Source organism: Fibrobacter sp. UWH9 (assembly GCF_900129715.1).
Lineage (GTDB): Bacteria > Fibrobacterota > Fibrobacteria > Fibrobacterales > Fibrobacteraceae > Fibrobacter.
This window is the reverse complement of record NZ_FQWP01000001.1, coordinates 114,994-134,475: the sequence shown is the minus strand read 5'-3', so window position 1 is coordinate 134,475 and position 19,482 is coordinate 114,994. Positions and strand designations below refer to the sequence as shown.

22 protein-coding genes are annotated in these 19,482 nt (G+C 45.0%); 15 read left to right on the top strand and 7 right to left on the bottom strand.

What is annotated here, in order from left to right:
• Positions 1–5 precede the first annotated feature (5 nt).
• The 6 genes from BUB94_RS00550 to BUB94_RS00525 all read left to right on the top strand — a co-directional run bounded on the left by BUB94_RS00550 (position 6) and on the right by BUB94_RS00525 (position 7,199).
• Positions 6–869 (top strand): TIGR02147 family protein, encoded by an 864-nt coding sequence (locus BUB94_RS00550; protein ID WP_249269381.1) that lies wholly within the window; start codon positions 6–8, stop codon positions 867–869.
• Entirely contained in the window at positions 866–2,524 is a 1,659-nt protein-coding gene (locus BUB94_RS00545) for a hypothetical protein (RefSeq protein ID WP_073233384.1), read from the top strand. Before BUB94_RS00550 ends, BUB94_RS00545 begins: the two co-directional genes overlap by 4 nt.
• Before the next feature lie 61 nt (positions 2,525–2,585).
• Positions 2,586–2,999, top strand: a complete 414-nt coding sequence (locus tag BUB94_RS00540; protein ID WP_073233382.1) for a GtrA family protein — start codon at positions 2,586–2,588, stop codon at positions 2,997–2,999.
• A gap of 1 nt (position 3,000) precedes the next feature.
• A complete protein-coding gene (locus BUB94_RS00535) occupies positions 3,001–4,554 on the top strand; it encodes an NAD(P)/FAD-dependent oxidoreductase (RefSeq protein WP_073233375.1) in 1,554 nt (517 codons plus the stop codon).
• Positions 4,538–6,301: a hypothetical protein gene (locus BUB94_RS00530; protein WP_254793620.1), complete on the top strand. Its 1,764-nt coding sequence runs from the start codon at positions 4,538–4,540 to the stop codon at positions 6,299–6,301. The genes BUB94_RS00535 and BUB94_RS00530 overlap by 17 nt, the downstream gene beginning before the upstream one ends.
• 19 nt (positions 6,302–6,320) lie before the next feature.
• Complete coding sequence (locus BUB94_RS00525; protein ID WP_073233373.1) at positions 6,321–7,199, top strand: LysR family transcriptional regulator; 879 nt, start codon at positions 6,321–6,323, stop codon at positions 7,197–7,199.
• Positions 7,200–7,423: 224 nt separating this feature from the next.
• Here BUB94_RS00525 and BUB94_RS00520 read toward each other — a convergent pair whose 3' ends face one another.
• Both BUB94_RS00520 and BUB94_RS16625 read right to left on the bottom strand, forming a co-directional pair.
• Positions 7,424–7,972, bottom strand: coding sequence for a GNAT family N-acetyltransferase (locus BUB94_RS00520; protein WP_073233371.1), 549 nt, complete (start codon positions 7,970–7,972; stop codon positions 7,424–7,426).
• Between the two features lie 2 nt (positions 7,973–7,974).
• Positions 7,975–8,133 carry a hypothetical protein gene (locus tag BUB94_RS16625; RefSeq protein ID WP_175549664.1) on the bottom strand — a complete coding sequence of 53 codons (159 nt, stop codon included), beginning with the start codon at positions 8,131–8,133 and terminating at the stop codon, positions 7,975–7,977.
• A gap of 439 nt (positions 8,134–8,572) precedes the next feature.
• On the opposite strand from BUB94_RS16625, the gene BUB94_RS16110 reads away from it, so the two are divergent.
• Together BUB94_RS16110 and BUB94_RS16300 are read left to right on the top strand one after the other, a co-directional pair.
• Positions 8,573–9,712 (top strand): FISUMP domain-containing protein, encoded by a 1,140-nt coding sequence (locus BUB94_RS16110; protein WP_083537941.1) that lies wholly within the window; start codon positions 8,573–8,575, stop codon positions 9,710–9,712.
• A 44-nt stretch (positions 9,713–9,756) separates the two neighbouring features.
• Complete coding sequence (locus BUB94_RS16300; RefSeq protein ID WP_139260082.1) at positions 9,757–9,876, top strand: LEPR-XLL domain-containing protein; 120 nt, start codon at positions 9,757–9,759, stop codon at positions 9,874–9,876.
• A gap of 78 nt (positions 9,877–9,954) precedes the next feature.
• Here the strand turns inward: BUB94_RS16300 and BUB94_RS16620 are convergent, their stop codons facing one another.
• Positions 9,955–10,344, bottom strand: a complete 390-nt coding sequence (locus BUB94_RS16620) for a hypothetical protein (protein ID WP_073233359.1) — start codon at positions 10,342–10,344, stop codon at positions 9,955–9,957.
• Between the two features lie 121 nt (positions 10,345–10,465).
• Between BUB94_RS16620 and BUB94_RS16615 the strand changes: the two genes are divergently transcribed.
• Together BUB94_RS16615 and BUB94_RS16610 are read left to right on the top strand one after the other, a co-directional pair.
• The gene (locus tag BUB94_RS16615) at positions 10,466–11,110 is read left to right on the top strand and encodes an FISUMP domain-containing protein (RefSeq protein WP_175549663.1); all 645 of its coding nucleotides are present in this window, start codon (positions 10,466–10,468) and stop codon (positions 11,108–11,110) included.
• A 55-nt stretch (positions 11,111–11,165) separates the two neighbouring features.
• Positions 11,166–11,321 carry a hypothetical protein gene (locus BUB94_RS16610; RefSeq protein WP_175549662.1) on the top strand — a complete coding sequence of 52 codons (156 nt, stop codon included), beginning with the start codon at positions 11,166–11,168 and terminating at the stop codon, positions 11,319–11,321.
• Positions 11,322–11,461: 140 nt separating this feature from the next.
• Here BUB94_RS16610 and BUB94_RS00495 read toward each other — a convergent pair whose 3' ends face one another.
• Positions 11,462–12,382, bottom strand: coding sequence for a BsuBI/PstI family type II restriction endonuclease (locus BUB94_RS00495; RefSeq protein WP_073233355.1), 921 nt, complete (start codon positions 12,380–12,382; stop codon positions 11,462–11,464).
• Positions 12,379–13,866: an Eco57I restriction-modification methylase domain-containing protein gene (locus BUB94_RS00490; protein WP_073233353.1), complete on the bottom strand. Its 1,488-nt coding sequence runs from the start codon at positions 13,864–13,866 to the stop codon at positions 12,379–12,381. Before BUB94_RS00490 ends, BUB94_RS00495 begins: the two co-directional genes overlap by 4 nt.
• A 107-nt stretch (positions 13,867–13,973) precedes the next feature.
• On the opposite strand from BUB94_RS00490, the gene BUB94_RS16605 reads away from it, so the two are divergent.
• Together BUB94_RS16605 and BUB94_RS00485 are read left to right on the top strand one after the other, a co-directional pair.
• On the top strand, positions 13,974–14,126 hold the full coding sequence (locus tag BUB94_RS16605) for a hypothetical protein (protein WP_175549661.1): 153 nt from the start codon (positions 13,974–13,976) through the stop codon (positions 14,124–14,126).
• Positions 14,127–14,466: 340 nt separating this feature from the next.
• Positions 14,467–15,408: an Rpn family recombination-promoting nuclease/putative transposase gene (locus BUB94_RS00485; RefSeq protein ID WP_073233351.1), complete on the top strand. Its 942-nt coding sequence runs from the start codon at positions 14,467–14,469 to the stop codon at positions 15,406–15,408.
• A 62-nt stretch (positions 15,409–15,470) separates the two neighbouring features.
• Here BUB94_RS00485 and BUB94_RS00480 read toward each other — a convergent pair whose 3' ends face one another.
• The gene (locus BUB94_RS00480) at positions 15,471–16,502 is read right to left on the bottom strand and encodes an alpha/beta hydrolase (RefSeq protein WP_073233708.1); all 1,032 of its coding nucleotides are present in this window, start codon (positions 16,500–16,502) and stop codon (positions 15,471–15,473) included.
• A gap of 314 nt (positions 16,503–16,816) precedes the next feature.
• Here BUB94_RS00480 and BUB94_RS00475 point away from each other — a divergent pair, with 314 nt between their 5' ends.
• Genes BUB94_RS00475 through BUB94_RS17360 form a run of 3 tightly spaced genes read left to right on the top strand, consistent with a single transcriptional unit; the run spans position 16,817 to position 18,471 of the window.
• Positions 16,817–17,341 carry a cyclophilin-like fold protein gene (locus BUB94_RS00475; protein ID WP_073233350.1) on the top strand — a complete coding sequence of 175 codons (525 nt, stop codon included), beginning with the start codon at positions 16,817–16,819 and terminating at the stop codon, positions 17,339–17,341.
• Between the two features lie 30 nt (positions 17,342–17,371).
• Positions 17,372–17,908, top strand: a complete 537-nt coding sequence (locus tag BUB94_RS00470; RefSeq protein ID WP_073233348.1) for a flavodoxin family protein — start codon at positions 17,372–17,374, stop codon at positions 17,906–17,908.
• Positions 17,908–18,471 carry a sugar O-acetyltransferase gene (locus BUB94_RS17360; protein WP_073233346.1) on the top strand — a complete coding sequence of 188 codons (564 nt, stop codon included), beginning with the start codon at positions 17,908–17,910 and terminating at the stop codon, positions 18,469–18,471. The genes BUB94_RS00470 and BUB94_RS17360 overlap by 1 nt, the downstream gene beginning before the upstream one ends.
• 231 nt (positions 18,472–18,702) lie before the next feature.
• Here BUB94_RS17360 and BUB94_RS00460 read toward each other — a convergent pair whose 3' ends face one another.
• Positions 18,703–19,452, bottom strand: a complete 750-nt coding sequence (locus BUB94_RS00460; RefSeq protein WP_073161578.1) for a DUF3800 domain-containing protein — start codon at positions 19,450–19,452, stop codon at positions 18,703–18,705.
• Between the last annotated feature and the right edge of the window lie 30 nt (positions 19,453–19,482).

Sequence of the window (19,482 nt, the reverse complement as noted above, 5' to 3'; positions counted from 1 at the left end):
TAGATGTGATAAAATCTGTATTTGAATACGACGACTACCGTTCTTTCATGAGCGATTATTACCAGTGGAAAAAAAGGACTTCCGCTTTTTCCTGGCGTGAATTTGCAAAAGTCAGCGGTTTTTCATCACCAAATTATCTGAAAGTCGTTTGCGATGGTAAAAGTGGGCTTTCCAACCCAGGAACAAAACGCGTTGCAAAGGCGATGGGGCTTGTCGGGGCAGAATACGATTACTTTCAGCAACTGGTCAGATTTGGCCAAGCCAAGAAAGATGCAGAAAAAGAAGACGCCTATGCGGAAATGATCAACATTGTAAGTTCTCACCAAGTCCGTGTACTGGAAGGCGAGTCCATTTCGTTTTATGAGTCCTGGAAATATCCGGTGCTTCGTGAGTTGGTGCCCATGATGCCCGGGGCAAAACCTTCGGATTTATCCAAGGCTTGCAGAGGCGTTTTCTCCGCAGAAGAAGTCCGCAACGCACTGGCATTTCTGACCCGCGCAAGATTTCTTAGGAAAACAGCAAGCGATGTCTATGAGCAAGAGGATCGTTCGCTTCAGGCCTCTGTAGCGGCCATGCCCACGCAGGTTCGCGCCATGCACAAGGAAATGGCAAACTTTGCGAAAGACGCCATTGAAAAATATCCCGTAAGCGAAAGAAATTTTTCTGGAGCCACCATCGGAATCGATGAAGAAGATTACGCCAAGATCGTAGAGGAACTTGACGCCTGTCGAAAAAGGATTATTTCCATAGCGACAGCAAAGAAGGGAGGCAATCGAGTCTATCGAGTGAATCTGCAGTTGTTCCCTCTAACCGAAAAAATTTTAAAAGGTGAATCTGGTTCCGCAAATAAAGGATGTAAAAAAAGATGAAATTCGATAAAGTTGCCTTATTCTGTTTGCTGATTTTATTCTTGTTTGCATGTTCCGAATCAGACAAGGTTGCTGGCGGTTCTATTGAGGACCAGAATGCCGTTTCTGAGGAACGGCTTAACGAATGGTATAGCTATGGAACAAGTCTGCAAGAATCAGCCTATGCTAGAATTGATGGTGGAAAACTAGCATTAGCAGAAGATGGCTCTGGTGCGCGAGCTGAATGTACCGCAGATAGCACAAGTCTAGCAATGACATTCCTAATTCAGGAAGGGTTTGTCGTATCCACGCTTAATGGCGGTCACATGGGAGTAAAGTGCGATTCCGCCTACAATGTCTTCAAGAGTGAATGTGAAAGCCAAGCCGGCAATGAATTCTTTACTTTAAGTAATGGCTGCAAGAATGGATCTTTCGATGGCGCTTGTCGACTTTCCAATGTACATGCAGATTCAATAAATATCCTGTTCACTCGTTTTGAAAATGCAACCGTTAATCGATGCGCAGAATTATCTAAAAAAGCTCAATCTTCAACGGGACGATTTGAATCTTTGTCGTCGTATCAGGAGCCGACTTCTTCATCGTCTAGTAGTATTGATTCTCCGATAATTACGCCTACCGATACTTCAGTTGCGGTAAACTATCACCAGACCCTTGAGCGCTATGTCTTGCAATATGTTTCCAGTGTTGATGAACTTACTTTTGACAACCATGTGATTGCCTATAACGGTTCTGCATCTATGGAATGTATAGATTTCATGAACAGTTCCTTTGATTTAACAGACAAACCTATCTTGAAGGAAATAGCCCAAACAGATATGGCAAAGTGCTTTCCAATGACGTCGAAATTAATGAGGGATGTTGCTTACGAAAGCAGGGAAAAATGCAAGTATTACGCGACTTTCGTAAATGATGGCGCACAACCTACGGGCCATGTATTAAGTAGCGTTGCAGACAACGAGATAGAATTTACTAGCATTAGCCCGGGTGGATCGTGCATGAAGAGCATGAACTATTTTCCCGTTTATTTCTTGTTTGAAGATTGCGATGGCGAAATCACTTCAATGAAACCCACAAGAAAAAATCAGATATTCAAGAGCGAAATCTGGAAATGTGAGGAAGGCAGTTATTCTCCTTCCGCAAAAGCAGCTTCCTATGGGGAATGGTTTAATGAAAGACTGATTCCTGAAGGATTTAAAATAGACACATCTGCTATTGTCGAAATGAACAGGGGTACAAATTCTACATATCGTGTTTTTAAAACGTCCAAAGAAACGGTATATGAAAAAATGGACCAAAATCAAAAAGGTTGTGTCGTAAACGTCTATCGAGAAGAGTCCTCCCTGCAACAGGTCAAGACCTTTGAAAATGGCGATAGCTATTTAACAGTAAGTTTAAGGAGCTTTGTCGAGGGACAAACTCAACCCGTTTATTCGATTAGTGGAGTTTATGGCGGCAATAAGGGAAAATGTGCAGAAGATCGTGAAGCGTTCCTTAACTTTTGCAAACAGGCCGAAGGCTTTATAGAACATAGCGTTGCGTACATTGGTCTCGGTTGCGAGGAAGATGCAGTTCTTGAGATGCATTGTGCGGCAAATGTTCCTGAGACTTCTGTAGATTATTTTGTACCAAAGCTTAAAGAAAATTGCAAATCCTGACGCTTTTGCCTACGGAGAATGGTTCAAGTCTTCTCTGCTGTAAAAACTAAACGATAACATTATGGTTGAAATAAAAGGAGTGTTAGCGCAACTAGCACGTTACTTACTAGTGGGTGGATTTGCCTTTCTAGTGGATTTTGGGCTATTCGCTTTTTGCCTGTATGTTCTAGGGTGGCATTATCTGCTTGCGAATTTCATCGGATTGGTTGCTGGTCTGGTACTCAACTATGCCCTTAGCGTCAGGTGGGTTTTCTCGGATTGCAAACGCAGGCTTGAAATGCGCAAGTCTGCAGAGTTTGCCGTATTCGCCGTGATTGGTTTTGCAGGTGTTGCGCTTAACGAACTGTTGATGGTTTTCCTGGTTGACTCGCTCCATGGGCAGGAAATGATTTCCAAGATGATTGCCGCGGCAGTTGTTTTGATGTGGAACTTCGGAGCGCGAAAGCTGACCTTGTTCCGAGAAAAAAAGGATTGACATGACCACTGAAAATGAATCCCCCAAAATTGCTGTCATCGCAGGTGCCGGGCCAGCAGGCTTGACGGCCGCATTGGAATTACTTCGCACCACAAATGTAAAGCCTGTAATCTTCGAAGCAGAAAATGCAATTGGCGGAATCTCCCGGACAGTTTGCTACAAAGGCAACAGGATGGATATTGGAGGCCATCGATTCTTCAGCAAGAGCGATGCCGTTATGGACTGGTGGCTGAACATTCTTCCCCTGGAATCCAAGGACGGACCCCATCCAGAAAAAGACGATTTGGTCATGCTTTGCCGTAGTCGGCTGAGTCGCATATTGTTCCTGCGGAAACTTTTCGACTACCCCGTAACCTTGAACGGAAATACCATTCGCGGTCTTGGATTTTGGCGAATGATGAAAATTGGTCTGAGCTATCTTAAGGTGCAGTTGCTTCCTGCCCGTTCCGAAAAGAGTCTAGAAGATTTTATGATCAACCGTTTCGGCGTTGAACTTTATAGAACCTTTTTTAGGGACTACACCAAAAAGCTCTGGGGTGTTCCCTGCAATAAAATCAGCCCGGAATGGGGCGGCCAGCGAATTAAAGGACTTTCCATTACAAAGACTGTGGTTCATGCGGTAAAGCAAATTTTCAAAAGTAATAGACACGCCATTGATAGGGATAGCGCAGATAAATTCCGTCAGAAAAATACCGAAACAAGTTTAATCGGCCAGTTCCTATATCCAAAACTTGGGCCAGGCCAGCTTTGGGAAACCGTCGCCCAGAAAATCCTTGACATGGGCGGCGAAATTGTGATGAACGCAAAGGTTGTGGGAGTAAATCGGATTGAGAACCGCGTGGTAAGTGTCGCCGTTGACAACAGTCAAGGAGTCGAGACAATTCCATGCGACTATTTCCTAAGCTCCATGCCCGTGAAGGAACTGGTGACCGCCATGGATCAGCCCAAGACTTCCGTTCCCGCCGAAGTAAAGCGGGTTGCGGAAGGACTCGTCTATCGTGATTTTATGACCGTCGGTCTGCTGCTGGATAAACTTGAAATAGGAAACATAAAGGACAACTGGATTTACGTTCAGGAAAGCGATGTAAAGCTGGGTCGCATTCAGGTGTTCAACAACTGGAGTCCATATCTGGTTAGCGATCCATCCAAGGTCTGGATTGGCCTGGAATACTTCGTTAACGAAGGCGACGAAATGTGGACTATGTCCGATGCCGATTTCATCCAATTTGCCATTGCAGAACTGGACAGGATTCATGTGGCAAAGCCGGAGTCTGTTCGCGATTCCGTTGTATTCCGCGTCAAGAAGGCTTATCCGGCCTACTTCGGAACTTACGGCGAATTCCATAAGATTCGCGAATATCTGGACAACATTGAAAACCTGTTCCTGATGGGCCGTAACGGCATGCACAAATACAACAACATGGATCACAGTATGCTTACCGCCATGGAAACTGTAAAGTGTATTCGCGAAGGCTCCGTTGACAAATCGGATCTTTGGAATGTCAATACCGAAGAAGAATATCACGAAGGCAAAAAGAATGAAAAACATGCTTAAGAAAATTCTTGGAAATTTTGAATTTCGTTGCATCGTCGGCGTTATTGCGTGTTTCGCTTTTTTGCAATACGGGCAAATTCGTGTAGAGAATGTGATTCTTCACCAAGGAGAAAATGACGAAAAGACATCGTTGCCGATTTCCAGAAAAATGAATCAGGGCGAAAATTTTCGCGTTAGCTTCGTCATCTCAAATCCGCTAAACCTTCACTATGACCTGAACATCATCCCCGATGATTGCGCCGAATCGCTAACAATTAACGGCGCAGACATTTTCCTGTCGGATTATTCTGGCAGATGTAATTACAGCAAGGGATTTGTGCTGGCAGATTCTGTTACCGCGCCCCACCGCGTTGGCCCTAGAACGACTTATGAACTTATCCTGAAAAATGGCGGCGGACCCGGAGGTATCAATGTTTTCCCTAAGGGGACAGGCTTTACAGACGCCCTGGAAATCGTGATTGCAATCCTTGCGGGATTGACGTTTGCATCCTTATGCAAACGCCGCAAGTGGCATTCATTTTTACTGTTCTGTATCGTGTTCGGAGTGTTCCTGCGATTTGCCATGTTCAGCGCCCTGCCCTACACACAATTTGCAAATGATGTGGAAGGTCATTTGGCGTACATTCAGTATATTGCGGATAACCTTGCGATTCCTGCAGCGGATGAATGCTGGACCTGTTACCATCCTCCTGTTTATTACACGGTGGCAGCACCGTCGCTTATCGTGAGTGGCCTGCTAGGATTTGCATCAAGTGCTGGCGTTCAGCTATTTAGTTTGACGCTTTCAATTCTCGTATTGATTTGCGGTCTTGCGTTTTTAAAGAGTCTTGTGGATGGCAAAAGCCTGATTGTTGCCGCAGCCTTTTGGACGGTGTGGCCAACCTTGCTTTTAGTCGCTCCAAGAATCGGGAATGACCAGATGTTCATTGCACTGCATGTTCTTTGTCTGCTTTCGGGCTTCAATTACATTAGGTATAGGAAAGGTTCGTCCCTTGTTTTTGCCGTGGTTTGTGCGGCTCTTGCAATCTGGACAAAATCCACAGGCTTTATCTCTTTGGCACTTGTAATACTGATGGCTGTTGCAGGCTATCTCAAAAATCGTTCGCCAGAAAAAATTAAACCAACCAAACCAGAAATCACAAGCTGGATTTTATTACTTCTAATCTTTGTTGGATTGGCCTTCGAAAAAATAATGGGCGAAGGAGGCTTAGTTTCCAACGCAAACAGTCTGCACTCGGGTTTGAAAGTCGGGAACGAAGCCGGAAACTATCTTTATTTCGATCTGAAGTCTTTCCTAACGGAACCTTATACCAGCGCATGGGCCAACGGTCTGGGCAGAGAATACTTTCTCAATTATGCCTTCAAATCTTCCCTGTTCGGCGAATTCAAACTTGTAGAAACCGCATTGGGTAAGACATTGGCATCCTTCATTAGCGTGTCATTCCTGGGCTTGATCGTATTCGCGATTCGCGGCTGGTGGAAAACAAAACTGGATGTTTACCATTGGATTCTTTTTATTCAGGGAATCCTGTTCTTTGCAGCATTGGGTTACCTGCGTTACAAATATCCCTATGCCTGCAGCAACGATTTCCGCTACATCATGCCTGCGTTGTTGAGTTTTGTTCCCTATGTTGGATTGGGCATATACCAAAAAGAATTTTCCCTCAAATGGAAAATTCTTGGTATCGCAACAGTACTTGTTTTTGTGGTATGTTCTGTGCTGCTGATGGGTTGTGTATTTGGATAGTAAAATTATATTTCACTCCATGGAACTTCGAACTCTCAAATACTTCTTAGCTGTCGCCCAGGAAGAAAGCATTTCCAAGGCGGCAAGCGACGTACTGTTCGTCACCCAGCCAACACTTTCCCGCCAAATGCAGGAGCTGGAAGAAGAGCTGGGCGTAAAGCTGTTTGAGCGTTCCAACAAGAAGACCATCCTTACCGAAGACGGCATTCTCTTCCGCAAGAGAGCCGAAGAAATCGTGGCCCTTGCAGAACGCACCGCAAACGAATTCAAGGACGCAAGCCAGCAGGAACTGACCGGCGACATTTTCGTGGGCGGTGGTGAAACCGACGGCATGCGGGTCATCGCCAAAGTCTTCAAGAAGTTCAACGAAAAACATCCTCAAGTCCGCCTGAACCTGTTCAGCGGAAACGCCGCAGACGTGACCGAAAAACTGGACCAGGGCTTACTGGATTTCGGCATTCTCATCGAGCCTGTAAACAAGCAGAAGTACGATTATCTCGCCCTGCAAAGTAAGGACACCTGGGGGCTCCTCGTTCGCAGAGATTCGGAACTAGCGGATCGCAAATTTATAAGGCCCGCAGACCTAACAAAAATTCCGCTGATTGTTTCTAGGCAATCCTTCAGGAGCAACGAATTTTCCGGCTGGCTGGGCCGCATTCCCCTGAATGTCATCGCAACATACAACTTGCTCTTTAACGCATCCCTCATGGTAAAGGAAGGCGTGGGTTGCGCCCTGTGCCTAGACAAAATCATCAGCACTTCTGAAGATAGCGAGCTGAAGTTCATCCCCCTGCGTCCCGCACGAGAAGTGGGTCTGGTGGCCGTCTATAAAAAGAACGCCGCCTTCAGTAAGCCGGCAGCGCTCTTCCTAGAAATGCTCAAGCAGGAACTGGAATAAATAACAAGATCACCAGTTTTCAGAACTAAAAATTTACTTCTGGGCGTTCCCCCGGCTCCCGGGACACGCACAACAGAACCGCCGCCGGGGTCGGGCTGTCGCGTTATCGGCTCGCTCCGCTCCCCGTCCGTTCAGCCTCGCGCTCCATGAGACAGCGCAAATCAAGCGCCGCGCGAGTCCGAACCGCGGCCGGCTTCCATCCCTAACGCAAAAATGCAGGAAAACTAATTTTTTTTCTGCGCATCTTTGAATGGCTTCAAATCAAAGAACATCAGACGCGTTGCATCCTTGCGGTCTTTTTGGGTAAAGAAGTCGAAACTGTTCTTGATGTAAAAGCCAGTTGCGGCGGCATACGCATCGACAGTAATGAACCGGCATCCCGTGCGGTTCCCATTGGTAAACGCATGTTTGACAAAATTCAAAATGGCTCGGCCGATACCTTGATGTTCGTAGTCCATGGAAACAGCAAGACGGCCAATTTTTACAGATGGATATGTCTTGCGTCGCTTATTGTTTGAAATTCTTCTGTTGATTCTGTTCCACAAGGAGCGTTCTTCTGGATCATAGGAGACTTTGTCGTTCAGTAGAGTGAAATAAGCGACTGTCTTTTGAGTTTGACGATCCACCAGAAGATAAGTGACTGCCATTAAATCAGCAAGATAATTCTTTGCATCATCGAACAGAAAGTTGTTCAATTCATCATCTTTGCTGCAAAACGGAAGGATTTCCGTTTTCTCATCCAGGGGAAAAAGGTCAAATGAGGAAATATCCATTATTAAAACGGAAACTTTGCGATGGACATGAACTTATCGTAGGCGTTCCGTGCAGCCAGAACGTCTTCCTTCGTCACGGGCTTCGGATTCGCAATTTTCTGTTCGAAAACGCGAGCATCCTCACCATAGAGAGTCGGAGTTTCTTTGATCGGTCTTGCCATAAAATTTCACCTCATCCATAATATAGGATTTTAAGGAGGCATTGTCAAAGGGCTTGTCCGTTTCAACTGATTTTTTGGGGGCGTTCCCCCGGCCTTGTGTCATTGCGAGCGAAGCGCGGCAATCCAGTTCCAGGCATGTTCAAAACGGGCCGGGGTCGGGCTGTCGCGTTATCACGGCAAGGTCGCCGAGCTTCGCCGAAGCGCCCCTGCCGTGTCCGTTCAGCCTCGCGCTCCAGGCAACTGCACAAATCAAGGGTCGCGCGAGTCCGAACCGTGGCCGGCTTCCATCCCTAACGCGAATGCAGGATGCAAGATGTTCTATATGCCTCAGGGTGAGGCGTATGGGAAACTAGGCAAATTCTGATTAATAAAATTTATTTTCAGGGGAACGATGTTTTAGAAAAACTAAATTTATGGGGAATATATTCTCGGAGTTTTTATGAATACGATTAAGAAAATTGGTTTGGTAGGTGCGGTCGCTTTTGCGCTGTTCACCTTTAACGCCTGCGGCGACGACTCCAGCTCTACCAGCGCATCAGGTGAAAACAGCGCTCTAAGTTCCGCTGTTGAGGACGATGCATCATCCTCCAGCATCAACGGCGACACTTCTTCAGTCATTCCGGGTTCTTCTTCCAGTGTCATCCTGAGCGACAGCGAAGGATCTAGCAGTAGCGTCAAGGGTAGCGACACAGCCGATGTGTCATCCTCTTCTGTCATTCCCGACCCCGATCGGGAATCTAACAGTTCCTCAGTGAAATCCAGCAGCAGTTCGGCTAAGTCCAGTTCCTCTGTGAACTCCTCATCAAGTGTCAAATCTAGCAGCAGTTCTTCCGTAAAACGGTCTTCTTCGTCTGTGGCTAAGTCTAGCAGTAGTGGTGAGTATATCCCATTTGACCATTCTCTTACTCTTGCAGGGGCGCGTTTTGTTGGTGAAGATGCATATCACCAGTTTACGGACGACCGCAATGGGCGCAGTTACTATTATATAACGATTACGGGTAAAGATACTAGTGGAAATGCAGCCTCTGTGACCGTTATGGCGGAAAATTTGAATATTGGCGTTGACGTGTTAGGAACGCAAGACCAGACTGATGATAAAGTGATTGAACGCTATTGCTACAATGATGATACCACCAATTGTGACCGCTATGGAGGCCTTTACCAGTGGGCGGAAATGATGCAACTACCTAGCGCGTGTAACAATATGGATTGTTCGGATAGATATGACCCATCGAATCATCGGGGAATTTGCCCAGAGAATTGGCGCATTTTGACTTATAATGATTTCTATGTCATTTTGAATAGCAATGGAAACACACATGGAATAGAGGGCTTGCGGTCGACGTTTGGTTGTGGAGGATATAATGAAACAGGTTTTAGCCTTGTATGTAGTGGGTATAACTGGGAGTATAAATACAAAAATTTAGATAAAGGAATTTATTGGTTCTATCCAGAAGAATCTTTCTCGGATTCACAAAACGCGAGTGGATCTTTTACAGGTCTATCTATGACAACCGTTAGAAAAGGTTCTTATAATAAATCACATGGATTTACGGTTCGATGTGTAATGTCTAAATAAAACTTTTTTTGTCTAAATAATTAATTCATCAACAAAGAGTAGATATGTCTAAAAAACAGCAGAAGAAAAAACTGAATGCAAGTAACTTCAAAATTGAGGCTCTCGAACCTCGTTTGATGATGGATGTAAATCTTAGCATTAAAAAAAGCCCAAGCCGCGTCTAAAAAATCAGCAAGGAAAATTTGCTCGTGATGACTACAAAATCGGCATCCTTCAACAGCGCAAGATTTGCATAGAAACATTTAACAGAGTTTTAATATGAACATCTTCAAGAAAATCACAATCACCAGCGCGGTCGCTTTTGCGCTGTTCGCCTTTAACGCCTGCGGCGATGACTCCAACTCTACCAGCGCATCCGGTGAAAACAGCGCACTAAGTTCCGCTGTTGAGGACGAAGAATCCTCCTCCAGCATCAACGGCGACTCTTCCTCTTCTGTCACTCCAGGCTCCTCATCAAGTGTCATCCCGAGCGACAGCGAAGGTTCTAGCAGTAGCGTCAAGGGCAGCAACACAGCCGATGTGTCATCTTCTTCTGTCATTTCCGACCACGATCGGGAATCTAGTAGTTCCTCGGTGAAATCCAGCAGCAGCTCGGCTAAGTCCAGTTCCTCGGTGAAATCGTCATCAAGCAATAAGCAAAGTAGTTCTTCCGTGAAACAATCTTCGTCGTCAGTTGCTTCGAGCAGCAGCGAATATGTGCCGTTTGATAGGACAGAGCCTTTTGATGGAACACATTGGCGTAAAGGTGATTATGTGAAGTTTGTCGATGGACGAAATAATCGAGAGTATTACTATATACAGATAAGCGGAAAAGATACTGCCGGTCGAAAAGCTACGATTAAAGTTATGGCAGAAAACTTGAATATTGGCGAAATGGTCCGTGGAAGGAAAAATCAGGAAGATAATGATAAGATAGAGCGGTATTGCTATAATAATGATACGACAAATTGTGACCGCTATGGTGGACTTTACCAGTGGGCAGAAATGATGCAATTGCCTAGCGATTGTAACCAAAAAGATTGTCGGGATCAATATGATACTATAACATATCATCACAAGGGAATATGCCCCGATGGATGGCGATTGCTTACATACAATGACTTTTATATTGTTGTTCATGCCGATGGAAATACCCATGGTGTTGAAGGAACCCGTTCTGCATATGGCTTTGGTGGCTACAATACCACAGGGTATAGCCTTGTTGGGGCTGGCGTCAATTGGAATGGTTCCTTTAGGGACATAAATGACGCCACTTATTGGCATTACCCTGAAGAAAATCCAGAAAATTATGCAGAGAAATCTAAGGCATCGTATCAATACACTCTAGCAACCGGCATCCCTATTTCAAACACTTTTAAAACGCATGGTTTTTCAGTTAGGTGTGTTATGGATGAATAATTCAATCGGAGCCTAGACAGAGACTGCTTTGCGTTATACAACCATTGAGGTCGATATGTCTAAAAAAAATCAGCAAGGAAAATTTGCTCGTGATGACTGCAAAGTCGGCATCCATCAACAGCGCAAGATTTGCATAGACACACCGACAGAAGCCGACATGAAAGCCTTCAAGAAAAACATCCCTGTCGGTTCCACATCGCTTTTGCGTTAGGCCCCGCCGCCCGTATGGGTGGGAGCTTCGCTCCTTGACATTTCGCCTCAGCAATGGCTATGCAAGCATAGCCGCTGCATTCGGCTCTGGGTCAATCGGACTCGCGCGGCGCTTGCCGCTTGAAAATCAAAGGTGAAGAATTATTTCCTTGGCCCCATGAACTTATCTCCATTCAAATGAATCATGTGATCCGGAGACTCGGCCAGCCATACTTCTGTTTCCCATGCCAGCATTTCGGAGAACTTTTTGAAGGTTTTAAAATCAAGGAATGCTGTTGTATAAATTTTACCAGCAGACACATTTTTAGTCATTTCTTCAAGTTCTTTAATTCTTTTTGGATCCATTGGGCCTACAGATGTTACTGCTTCGACAAAGTAAATCCAGTCTTTCTCCTCAGAGTAAAGAACAACATCAGGCATTTTGTCATGCAATGTAATTTCAAAGCCTAACGCCTTTAGTTTTCCTTCATTTTTGACTAAATCCTTCTGTTCTGTATCACCAACATATAAGCATTCTGAATTCGGAGCAAAACGGGGAGCAAATTCTTCAATAATAGCCTTTTGCAGCTGGTTATGTTTTCCAGGCGAAAAAGTGAAATCCGAATTATTGATTTTTACAGACATTTTCTGCATCGTCTTTTTAGATGCGTATTGTTCAATCAAAGACTGATGCTCTTTCAAAAAAGAAGTTTTTTTCTTTTCCCAATCCTTTTTTCCGAAATGCGTTATTAACAATAACATTTCTTCAGTCAAACGATAGCGATAATTCGGGCTATTCGTAGCCAATCCGTTATCTTCGATAAAGGCTGCGTTTCTAAAATGGTGTATCGCTTGTTTTCTAAAAGTTTCGCGGCTATTTTCGGCGTAAGCCACGCCATAGTTCTTTTCTGTGAAAGAAATGATATCGTGTATTCGAATCCAATCGTTAGATGCGTATTCCCAATTTGCTGATTCCTGAATGTATGCCATAGCAAGCAATACATAACAACATAAATCCGACTGTTGTTGTTTAGGTACCTGCAATTGTGTGAGAATTTCTCTTGCTTCTTCTACTTTCGTCATACATATTCCTCTAAAATTGCATCGCAGGATTGTACAGACATATTGTGCAACCTAATCAATTTTTTTCCCATTGCTTCTATTATGCTGATTGGGGGAACCGGCATTGCGTTTACTTCCGTAGAATTTACCTGAGTAGAACCATTCAAAATACGGTAAAATCCGTCGTAAAGAGTAGAGTTGAACAGCACATACAATCCGTAAACAATGCATTCGGAAAGTTTTTCCAAACCATTGATGAAGTTTATTTTATTTTGAGTGCTGATAGACTCGTAGTCAGGATTTTTTCGTGCTAGATACACTCCACATTGAAGCCTGCGTGGTTCTTCTTTTGCGGTAAAACGCTTCACAAACAAATAGTTTGTATTGGCTTGTAGCAATCCTTTTTGATCAGTTTCAATATATTCATTTTCTTTTCCAATAGGAAAAATAACTTTGCCGTTTTTTATATGCTGAGAATAAAATAAAGGAACTGTCTGTTGGCTTTTTTCGTTTCTTAAAACATCCCTGTTTCTAAAGTCAACAGTCAATCCTGTTTTCATTTTCAATCCAATCGAGGGAAGCGTGTCAGTCCATTTGTTTAATTTTTCAATAACTTCAACTTCTTGTTGGCAAGTTGGTAAAAATACATAGGAGTCGCCACCAGAGACAACAACATTGTATGGTACCGCAAATGATGTTTTGTCTTTAAAATCGGAGTTATCTTTTGTTGTTGTAATGAAAACATCTTTAGGACGAATAGAAGTTTTCCGCACCTTGAAAATCATTGTTTCTTGAAGAACTGTTTCTTTGTCAAAGACTTTATCTCTTGAAACAAACAGATGGATATGTTCTAAAGAAGCTTCGCCAAGAAATTTTTGACGGAATGCTTTAAAGTAAGCGCCCGATGTCCACGATCGAGGAACAATATACACCAACTGTCCGTTCTTTTTTAGGTTGTATAACCCCATAGAAGCGAATAGGAAATAGAGATTAGGCGCTCCATAACAAACATCCGGCATTGCTAATGCTTCTGGTGCGTCCTTGGGTATTTTCATGTAGGGCGGATTGCCGATGACTAAGTCATATTGTTCGGGATTTCCGTTAGAACCTAACAGTGATCGGTAATTTTTTTCCTGGCTGGTTATATAATTGATTGATCGCAGTTCGTAGTCGAACGCGAAAGAAACTCTATTCTTTGCATTATCAAGATTTTGCTTTAATAAATCAAGAATATTTTCGTCATTTTCGTAACAGACTAAATGAAGTTTTTTTAAACAGTCTAGTTTTTCAATTCGCTCGATGAGTGCTATGGATAGCATTCCTGAGCCAGCCCCGGCATCTAAAAAAGATAACTCCTCTTTGTCAGAAGGAATTTCAAAAAGATTTGCCATAAATTGCGCGGTTTCGGCACTTGTAAAGAACTGTCCATATTTCTTTCTCATGGCCTTAGGCATTTTATCAATGTATTCATTTGTAAGCTGCTGCGCAGAATTCAACAAATCCATTTGATTTCTCCAACAAAAATCTCTTATCAACGAAAATATAAAATAAATCAAATGCCATTATATGTCATTTTAAGAAGTTTCTTTGAAATTTTACCATCTTGGACTACATGACTTTTGAAGCAATGCTTGAAGAGGAACACGACGAAGCTCGCAAGGAAGAAAAGCGCGAACTCGTCAAGGGATTCCGTGATGATGGTGTTCCTCTGGAAATCATTTCTAAGCGAACAGGCCTTACTCCCGAAGAAATCAAGGCGCTGTAAAAGAGGCGCAGTCTCGCATTTGCGTCAAGAGCCGTTTCGCCCTGCTTTCGCGTTAGGCCCCGCAGCCCGCATGGGGTCGGACTCGCGCGGCGCTTGCCTTGTGCAGTCGCAGGTCGCGCGAGGCTGAACGAACGACTCGCATCGCGAGTCGATAGCGCAAGAGGGCCGGCCCGCCAGGGCAACGCCCAAAATATCGCCCCCTGTCGCCTATAGTTTGCAAAGTGAAATTTTTTCGCGCCCCGCCTTGACACCGCCCAAACTTTTGTATAAATTTAGTAGTGAACAAAAGAGCACTAATCAAGCCGTCGCTTTTTCAAGCCTGTAGCGACCGGAGGAAAGTATGAATAGAAGCCAATTCTGGGCCATGGCCCGTGATCTCAAGGAACATCCTGAGAATCTCCCCAAGTATCGTGCAATCTATAGGAATGTCTATCCGTTCAGCGATGGCATTTTTAAGATGCTGATGGCGAGCGAAGGCAAGCCGGAGCGAACGATCAAGTTTTTGAACGCCATGCTCGGGCTGACCGGGAACAAGGCGATTACGAAGTTCACCCTGGGCGTCCAGGAACAGCCCGGCGTGATGGACAACAAGACCAACATTTTTGACATTTACGGATACAATCAGGCGAATGAACCCGTGGTCATCGAGGTGCAGCAGAATTTCAACACGCTGTTCATGGACCGTCTGGTTTATTACACTTCTCGCATCGTGAATAACCAGGTGAAGAAAAACAAGAGTTACGAGCTGCCGCATATCTATGTGCTTTCTCTGCTGGTCGATGACCAGTTCCCGCTGGAGCCTGACACTTATTTTCATCAGTGCCAGGTAATGCGGAACCGTAAATATCCATTCAAGAAGATTGACGTGTTTCTTGTGGAAATGTCGAAGTTTTTCCGCATGGACGACCGTCTGCAAGAAGGAAATCGCCGGGAAGCCCGTGATGTGTCGCCCCGCGCAGAAATGCTGCGGCTCTTTCGCGATGTGTTGGAAGACAAGACCATCGACGAGGAAAAAGCGGGAAATCTCCTTGACGAAGACTTCGCAAAAGATGTATCTTTTGTGGGGTACACCGATGAACTTTTACTCCTGGAGGTAGATAACATGACTGACATGCTTTACGAAAAGCAGGGCTCCTACCTGCAAGGAAAGGAAGAGGGGCTTTCCCAGGGGCGCGACGAAGAAAAGCGCGAACTCGCCAAGGGTTTCCGTGATGACGGTTTTCCGTTAGAGGCCATCGCCAAGCGAACGGGCCTTACTCCCGAAGAAATCCAGGCACTGTAAAAAAGACCACGCCATCATAGGCGCAGTCTTTATTGCGTATTTCAGTCGCAGCAACCCGCTAATTACTTCAAGTTAGTCTTGAAGAATTCGTCAAGTTTTGCGAAAGGAATCTTTTCCATGTTGTCGTAAAGATCCACGTGAGATGCGCCAGGAATCACCAGAAGTTCCTTGTTGGAAGGATTCGGGTTTGCCTTGATGCCTGCAGCGGGATTGCCTTCAACCATGTACTTGTAAGCATCCTTGCCGAAGTAGAAGGAATGAGCCTTGTCGCCGTGCATCACGAGAACGGCGGAACGGATTTCGTTGGTGTAACGGAGGAAGCGGGCGTTGGCATAAGCCTGGGTGCCTGTAGCATTCCAACCATCGTTGGAATTACCAGAACGCTTGTGGTAACCGCGAGGAGTCTTGTAGTAAGCGTAGTAATCCTTCACGAAGTAGGGCGCATCATCCGGAAGCGGGTCCACAACGCCACCGGCACGCAGGTAGGAGCCAGCAGCACGATCCTTTACGCGCTGGGCTGCGAGAGCCTTGCGGCCTTCGTAACGGGCTTCTTCATTGTCGCCGGAATCAAAGTAGCCGTTGCCGCCCACGCGGGTCATGTCGTACATGGTGCTTGCCACAGTTGCCTTGATGCGGGTGTCCGCGGCAGCGGCGTTCAGGGCGATGCCACCCCAACCGCAAATACCGATAATGCCAATGCGTTCAGCGTCCACATTTTCCTGAGCACCGAGAAAATCTACAGCAGCCATGAAGTCTTCGGTGTTAATGTCCGGAGATGCCACGCGGCGGGGCATGCCGCTGCTTTCGCCAGTAAAGCTGGGGTCAAATGCGATGGTCAAGTAGCCCTTTTCTGCCATGGTCTGTGCGTAGAGACCGCTGGACTGTTCCTTCACGGCGCCGAAGGGGCCAGAAACAGCAATGGCCGGGAACTTGCCGTTTGCAGCAAGGCTTGCATCCTTCGGGATGTACATATCGGCAGCCAAGGTGATGCCGAAGTTATTGGTGAAGGTCACCTTCTTATGATCCACCTTTTCGCTCTTGGGGAAAACCTTGTCCCATTCTTGAGTCAGTTCCAATTTTTCGTTCTGTGCCATAACGGTCTCGTTTGCGGAGTAGTTGATAGTTGTGTTTGCTGCCTTTGCTGTCTGAGTTGCGTCGTTCTTGTCGCAGCAGGCGGTGAAAGCGGTTGCCACAGAGATTACTGCAGCAGCGGTAACGATTTTACCCAAGGAAGATTTCTTGAAATTCATTTTAAATCCTATGAAGAAGTTTTTGCAAGATACAATTTAGAACTGAAAATCACAATAAGCAAATACTTAATTTTTATGCTTTGCTATGCTTTTTAGGCATAACAGTATATAAAATCAAAGTATTTGCTATTTCAACAAAACAACGCTATATTTGTAACATGAAAAATTTGTTGAATTTTATTTTTGCAGGCCTATTGCTTCTGCCTTTATATGCCTGCGCCGATTCCGGGTCAAACGCGGAACAAGGTTCAAATGAAATCGCTGCTAAAACCAGTTCGTCCAACGCTCAATCCGTTCAAGCCAGCAGTTCTTCGACGGCAAAAATTGAAATGAATAAAATCAAAATCACCATTGGCTCTCAAGAATTCATTGCCACCCTGGCAGACAACGCCACCGCGCAAAGTTTCAAGGAAAAACTTCCCCTGACACTTTCCATGACGGAACTTCACGGCAACGAATACTACGTCTATTTGGATTCCGGTTTCAAGACAACAAGCTTCGTTCCCGACACCATCAAGAAGGGCGACATCAAGGTTTATGGTTCCGACTGCCTCGTCTTTTTCTATGAGACCTTCAGCAATCCAGGCTACAACTACAGCGACGTCGGAACTTTTGAAAATCCAGACAGCTTAAAGGACGCCCTAAAAGCTGGCGCCAAGAAAATCACAATCCAAAGTTTTTAATTCACGCAGCATTTTCATGGAGACACGCAAATGAAAAAAGTTCTTGTTATTTCTTCTAGCCTCCGCAAGGGAAGCAACTCCGACATTCTAGCCAAGGAATTTGCCAAGGGCGCAAAAGACGCCGGCAATGAAGTGGAGTACATTTCCCTACAGGGCAAGAATATCGCATTTTGCCGCGGTTGCCTCACCTGCCAAAAGAAGGGCAAGTGCGTCATCAAGGACGACGCCAACGAAATCACCGAAAAGATGAAGAACGCTGAAGTCATCGCCTTTGCAACGCCCATCTATTACTACGAAATGTGCGGCCAGCTGAAGACCATGCTGGACCGTGCTAATTCCCTTTACATTAGCGAATACAAGTTCCGCGAAATCTACTTGCTGGCTACCGCAGCCGAAAATGAAAAGACCACCCCAAAGAACGCCATAAATGGAATCAAGGGCTGGATAGCCTGTTTCGACAACGTCAAACTGAAGGGAACCGTTTTCGCCAGCGCCTCCGAGCCCAAGGAAGCCGCAAGCAACAAGGCCGCTCTCGCCGAAGCCTACAAGAAGGGATCTAAGGTCTAATGACTCTGGAAGAATTCAAGAAGGCCATGGCCTCTGGCGAGCGAATCATCGCCGGAAGCGAAACCCATTTGCTTATGCACGAAATGTCCCAGCGAGCCTTGAAAATCACTGCGGAAATCAACACAGGCTATCACGAGCCCGCTGAAATCCGCAAGCTGTTTTCGGAGCTGATTGGCGAGACCGTCGATGAATCTTTCGGGCTGTTTCCGCCCTTCAATACGGACTGCGGTAGAAACATCAAAATCGGCAAACGAGTGTTCATTAACGCAGGCTGCAAATTTCAGGATCAAGGTGGCATCACCATCGACGACGGCGCCCTCATTGGCCATAACGTCGTTCTCGCCACATTGAACCACGCCCCCGAACCGGAACACCGCGGAGATATGTACCCCAAGCCCATCCACATCGGTAAAAACGTGTGGATCGGTTCCAACGCCACCATTCTTCCGGGCGTTACTATCGGTAACGGAGCCATTGTCGCGGCAGGAGCCGTAGTAAACAAAAACGTCGCCCCCAACACGGTGGTAGGCGGCGTTCCTGCGAAGGTGATTAAGGAAGTGTAGTACTTGAAATCAAGAACATCGTGGAGAATCTGGCTAGCTCAGCGGCGAAACCGATCGCATTTTGCGACCAGTTCGTCGAATTCATTCTTGTTCAGCCGAATCATGAATTCTTCGGGGTTGACTTTTAACTAAAATTTTGTTAGATTACAGTTATTGGGTCCTAATAAGGTGAAAGCGGGCTTCATGCCATGCGTTTCGAAAGAAACCTAGCCTTATACAAGGGTCCATTTTTTATTTTACCATGGGATTCTTAGAAGAATAATACTTGAAATCAAGAATGTCGTGGACAATCTTGATTTTATCTTTCAAGTAATTATAGAATCGATATTCTTTTTTTTCATAAACACGCTGAATGGTCCAAAGAACATAGTCGGATGCCTGCAGCAAAGGTATTTCTGACGCTTGCTGAATAAAAATCCTTATTGAATTTTTGTTCTCGTAATGCCATTTGCTGCTGAAAGCGTCAATTGCAGAATCAATGGCACTTTGCATAGTGTCCTTGCGAACAACATTTCCCAATGAAGAAAAATAACAGTCAATTTCAGAATATAGGTGCAAACGATTTTCAAGCAGATTTTTAACCGCGTACTTGTAAATTTCTGTATTCTTGAATTCAAAACGCTTTCTGAAGAATTCCTCCCTTTTTTGGAGGACTACACAATAATAGGTGAAATCCAGATTTTTAAGCAAACGGAAAACCCTATCGCGAACTTCAGGGCAATCCTTTGCCGCATGAAAAGCGACTTTTGTTTTTTCCATAGAAGGAATTTCCCGTAAAAGTTCATCTTCACAAATTTCTTTATGCAAAGCGTTTAAAGACTTGGTTAGTCCCTTAGGATTCTTTGTTTCTAGGTAACCTACCATAAAAACCTTGCTTGCAACTCCACTTTCAACAAGGTTCACCCCATGATGACCCAGAATATTTGGATCCCCTGCCTCATCAAAATAATAATAGGCTTTCACATTCTCAGTTTCTTTCATATCGCAGAAATATACCTATTTTATTTGTTT

Bases quoted from the DNA above. Each gene is read 5' to 3' on its own strand.
- BUB94_RS00545 (WP_073233384.1), top strand. From the start codon at position 866: ATGAAATTCGATAAAGTTGCCTTATTCTGTTTGCTGATTTTATTCTTG.
- BUB94_RS00540 (WP_073233382.1), top strand. From the start codon at position 2,586: ATGGTTGAAATAAAAGGAGTGTTAGCGCAACTAGCACGTTACTTACTA.
- BUB94_RS00535 (WP_073233375.1), top strand. From the start codon at position 3,001: ATGACCACTGAAAATGAATCCCCCAAAATTGCTGTCATCGCAGGTGCC.
- BUB94_RS00530 (WP_254793620.1), top strand. From the start codon at position 4,538: ATGAAAAACATGCTTAAGAAAATTCTTGGAAATTTTGAATTTCGTTGC.
- BUB94_RS00525 (WP_073233373.1), top strand. From the start codon at position 6,321: ATGGAACTTCGAACTCTCAAATACTTCTTAGCTGTCGCCCAGGAAGAA.
- BUB94_RS00520 (WP_073233371.1), bottom strand. From the start codon at position 7,972: ATGGATATTTCCTCATTTGACCTTTTTCCCCTGGATGAGAAAACGGAA.
- BUB94_RS16625 (WP_175549664.1), bottom strand. From the start codon at position 8,133: ATGGCAAGACCGATCAAAGAAACTCCGACTCTCTATGGTGAGGATGCT.
- BUB94_RS16110 (WP_083537941.1), top strand. From the start codon at position 8,573: ATGAATACGATTAAGAAAATTGGTTTGGTAGGTGCGGTCGCTTTTGCG.
- BUB94_RS16300 (WP_139260082.1), top strand. From the start codon at position 9,757: ATGTCTAAAAAACAGCAGAAGAAAAAACTGAATGCAAGTAACTTCAAA.
- BUB94_RS16610 (WP_175549662.1), top strand. From the start codon at position 11,166: ATGTCTAAAAAAAATCAGCAAGGAAAATTTGCTCGTGATGACTGCAAA.
- BUB94_RS00495 (WP_073233355.1), bottom strand. From the start codon at position 12,382: ATGACGAAAGTAGAAGAAGCAAGAGAAATTCTCACACAATTGCAGGTA.
- BUB94_RS00490 (WP_073233353.1), bottom strand. From the start codon at position 13,866: ATGGATTTGTTGAATTCTGCGCAGCAGCTTACAAATGAATACATTGAT.
- BUB94_RS16605 (WP_175549661.1), top strand. From the start codon at position 13,974: ATGACTTTTGAAGCAATGCTTGAAGAGGAACACGACGAAGCTCGCAAG.
- BUB94_RS00485 (WP_073233351.1), top strand. From the start codon at position 14,467: ATGAATAGAAGCCAATTCTGGGCCATGGCCCGTGATCTCAAGGAACAT.
- BUB94_RS00480 (WP_073233708.1), bottom strand. From the start codon at position 16,502: ATGGCACAGAACGAAAAATTGGAACTGACTCAAGAATGGGACAAGGTT.
- BUB94_RS00475 (WP_073233350.1), top strand. From the start codon at position 16,817: ATGAAAAATTTGTTGAATTTTATTTTTGCAGGCCTATTGCTTCTGCCT.
- BUB94_RS00470 (WP_073233348.1), top strand. From the start codon at position 17,372: ATGAAAAAAGTTCTTGTTATTTCTTCTAGCCTCCGCAAGGGAAGCAAC.
- BUB94_RS17360 (WP_073233346.1), top strand. From the start codon at position 17,908: ATGACTCTGGAAGAATTCAAGAAGGCCATGGCCTCTGGCGAGCGAATC.
- BUB94_RS00460 (WP_073161578.1), bottom strand. From the start codon at position 19,452: ATGAAAGAAACTGAGAATGTGAAAGCCTATTATTATTTTGATGAGGCA.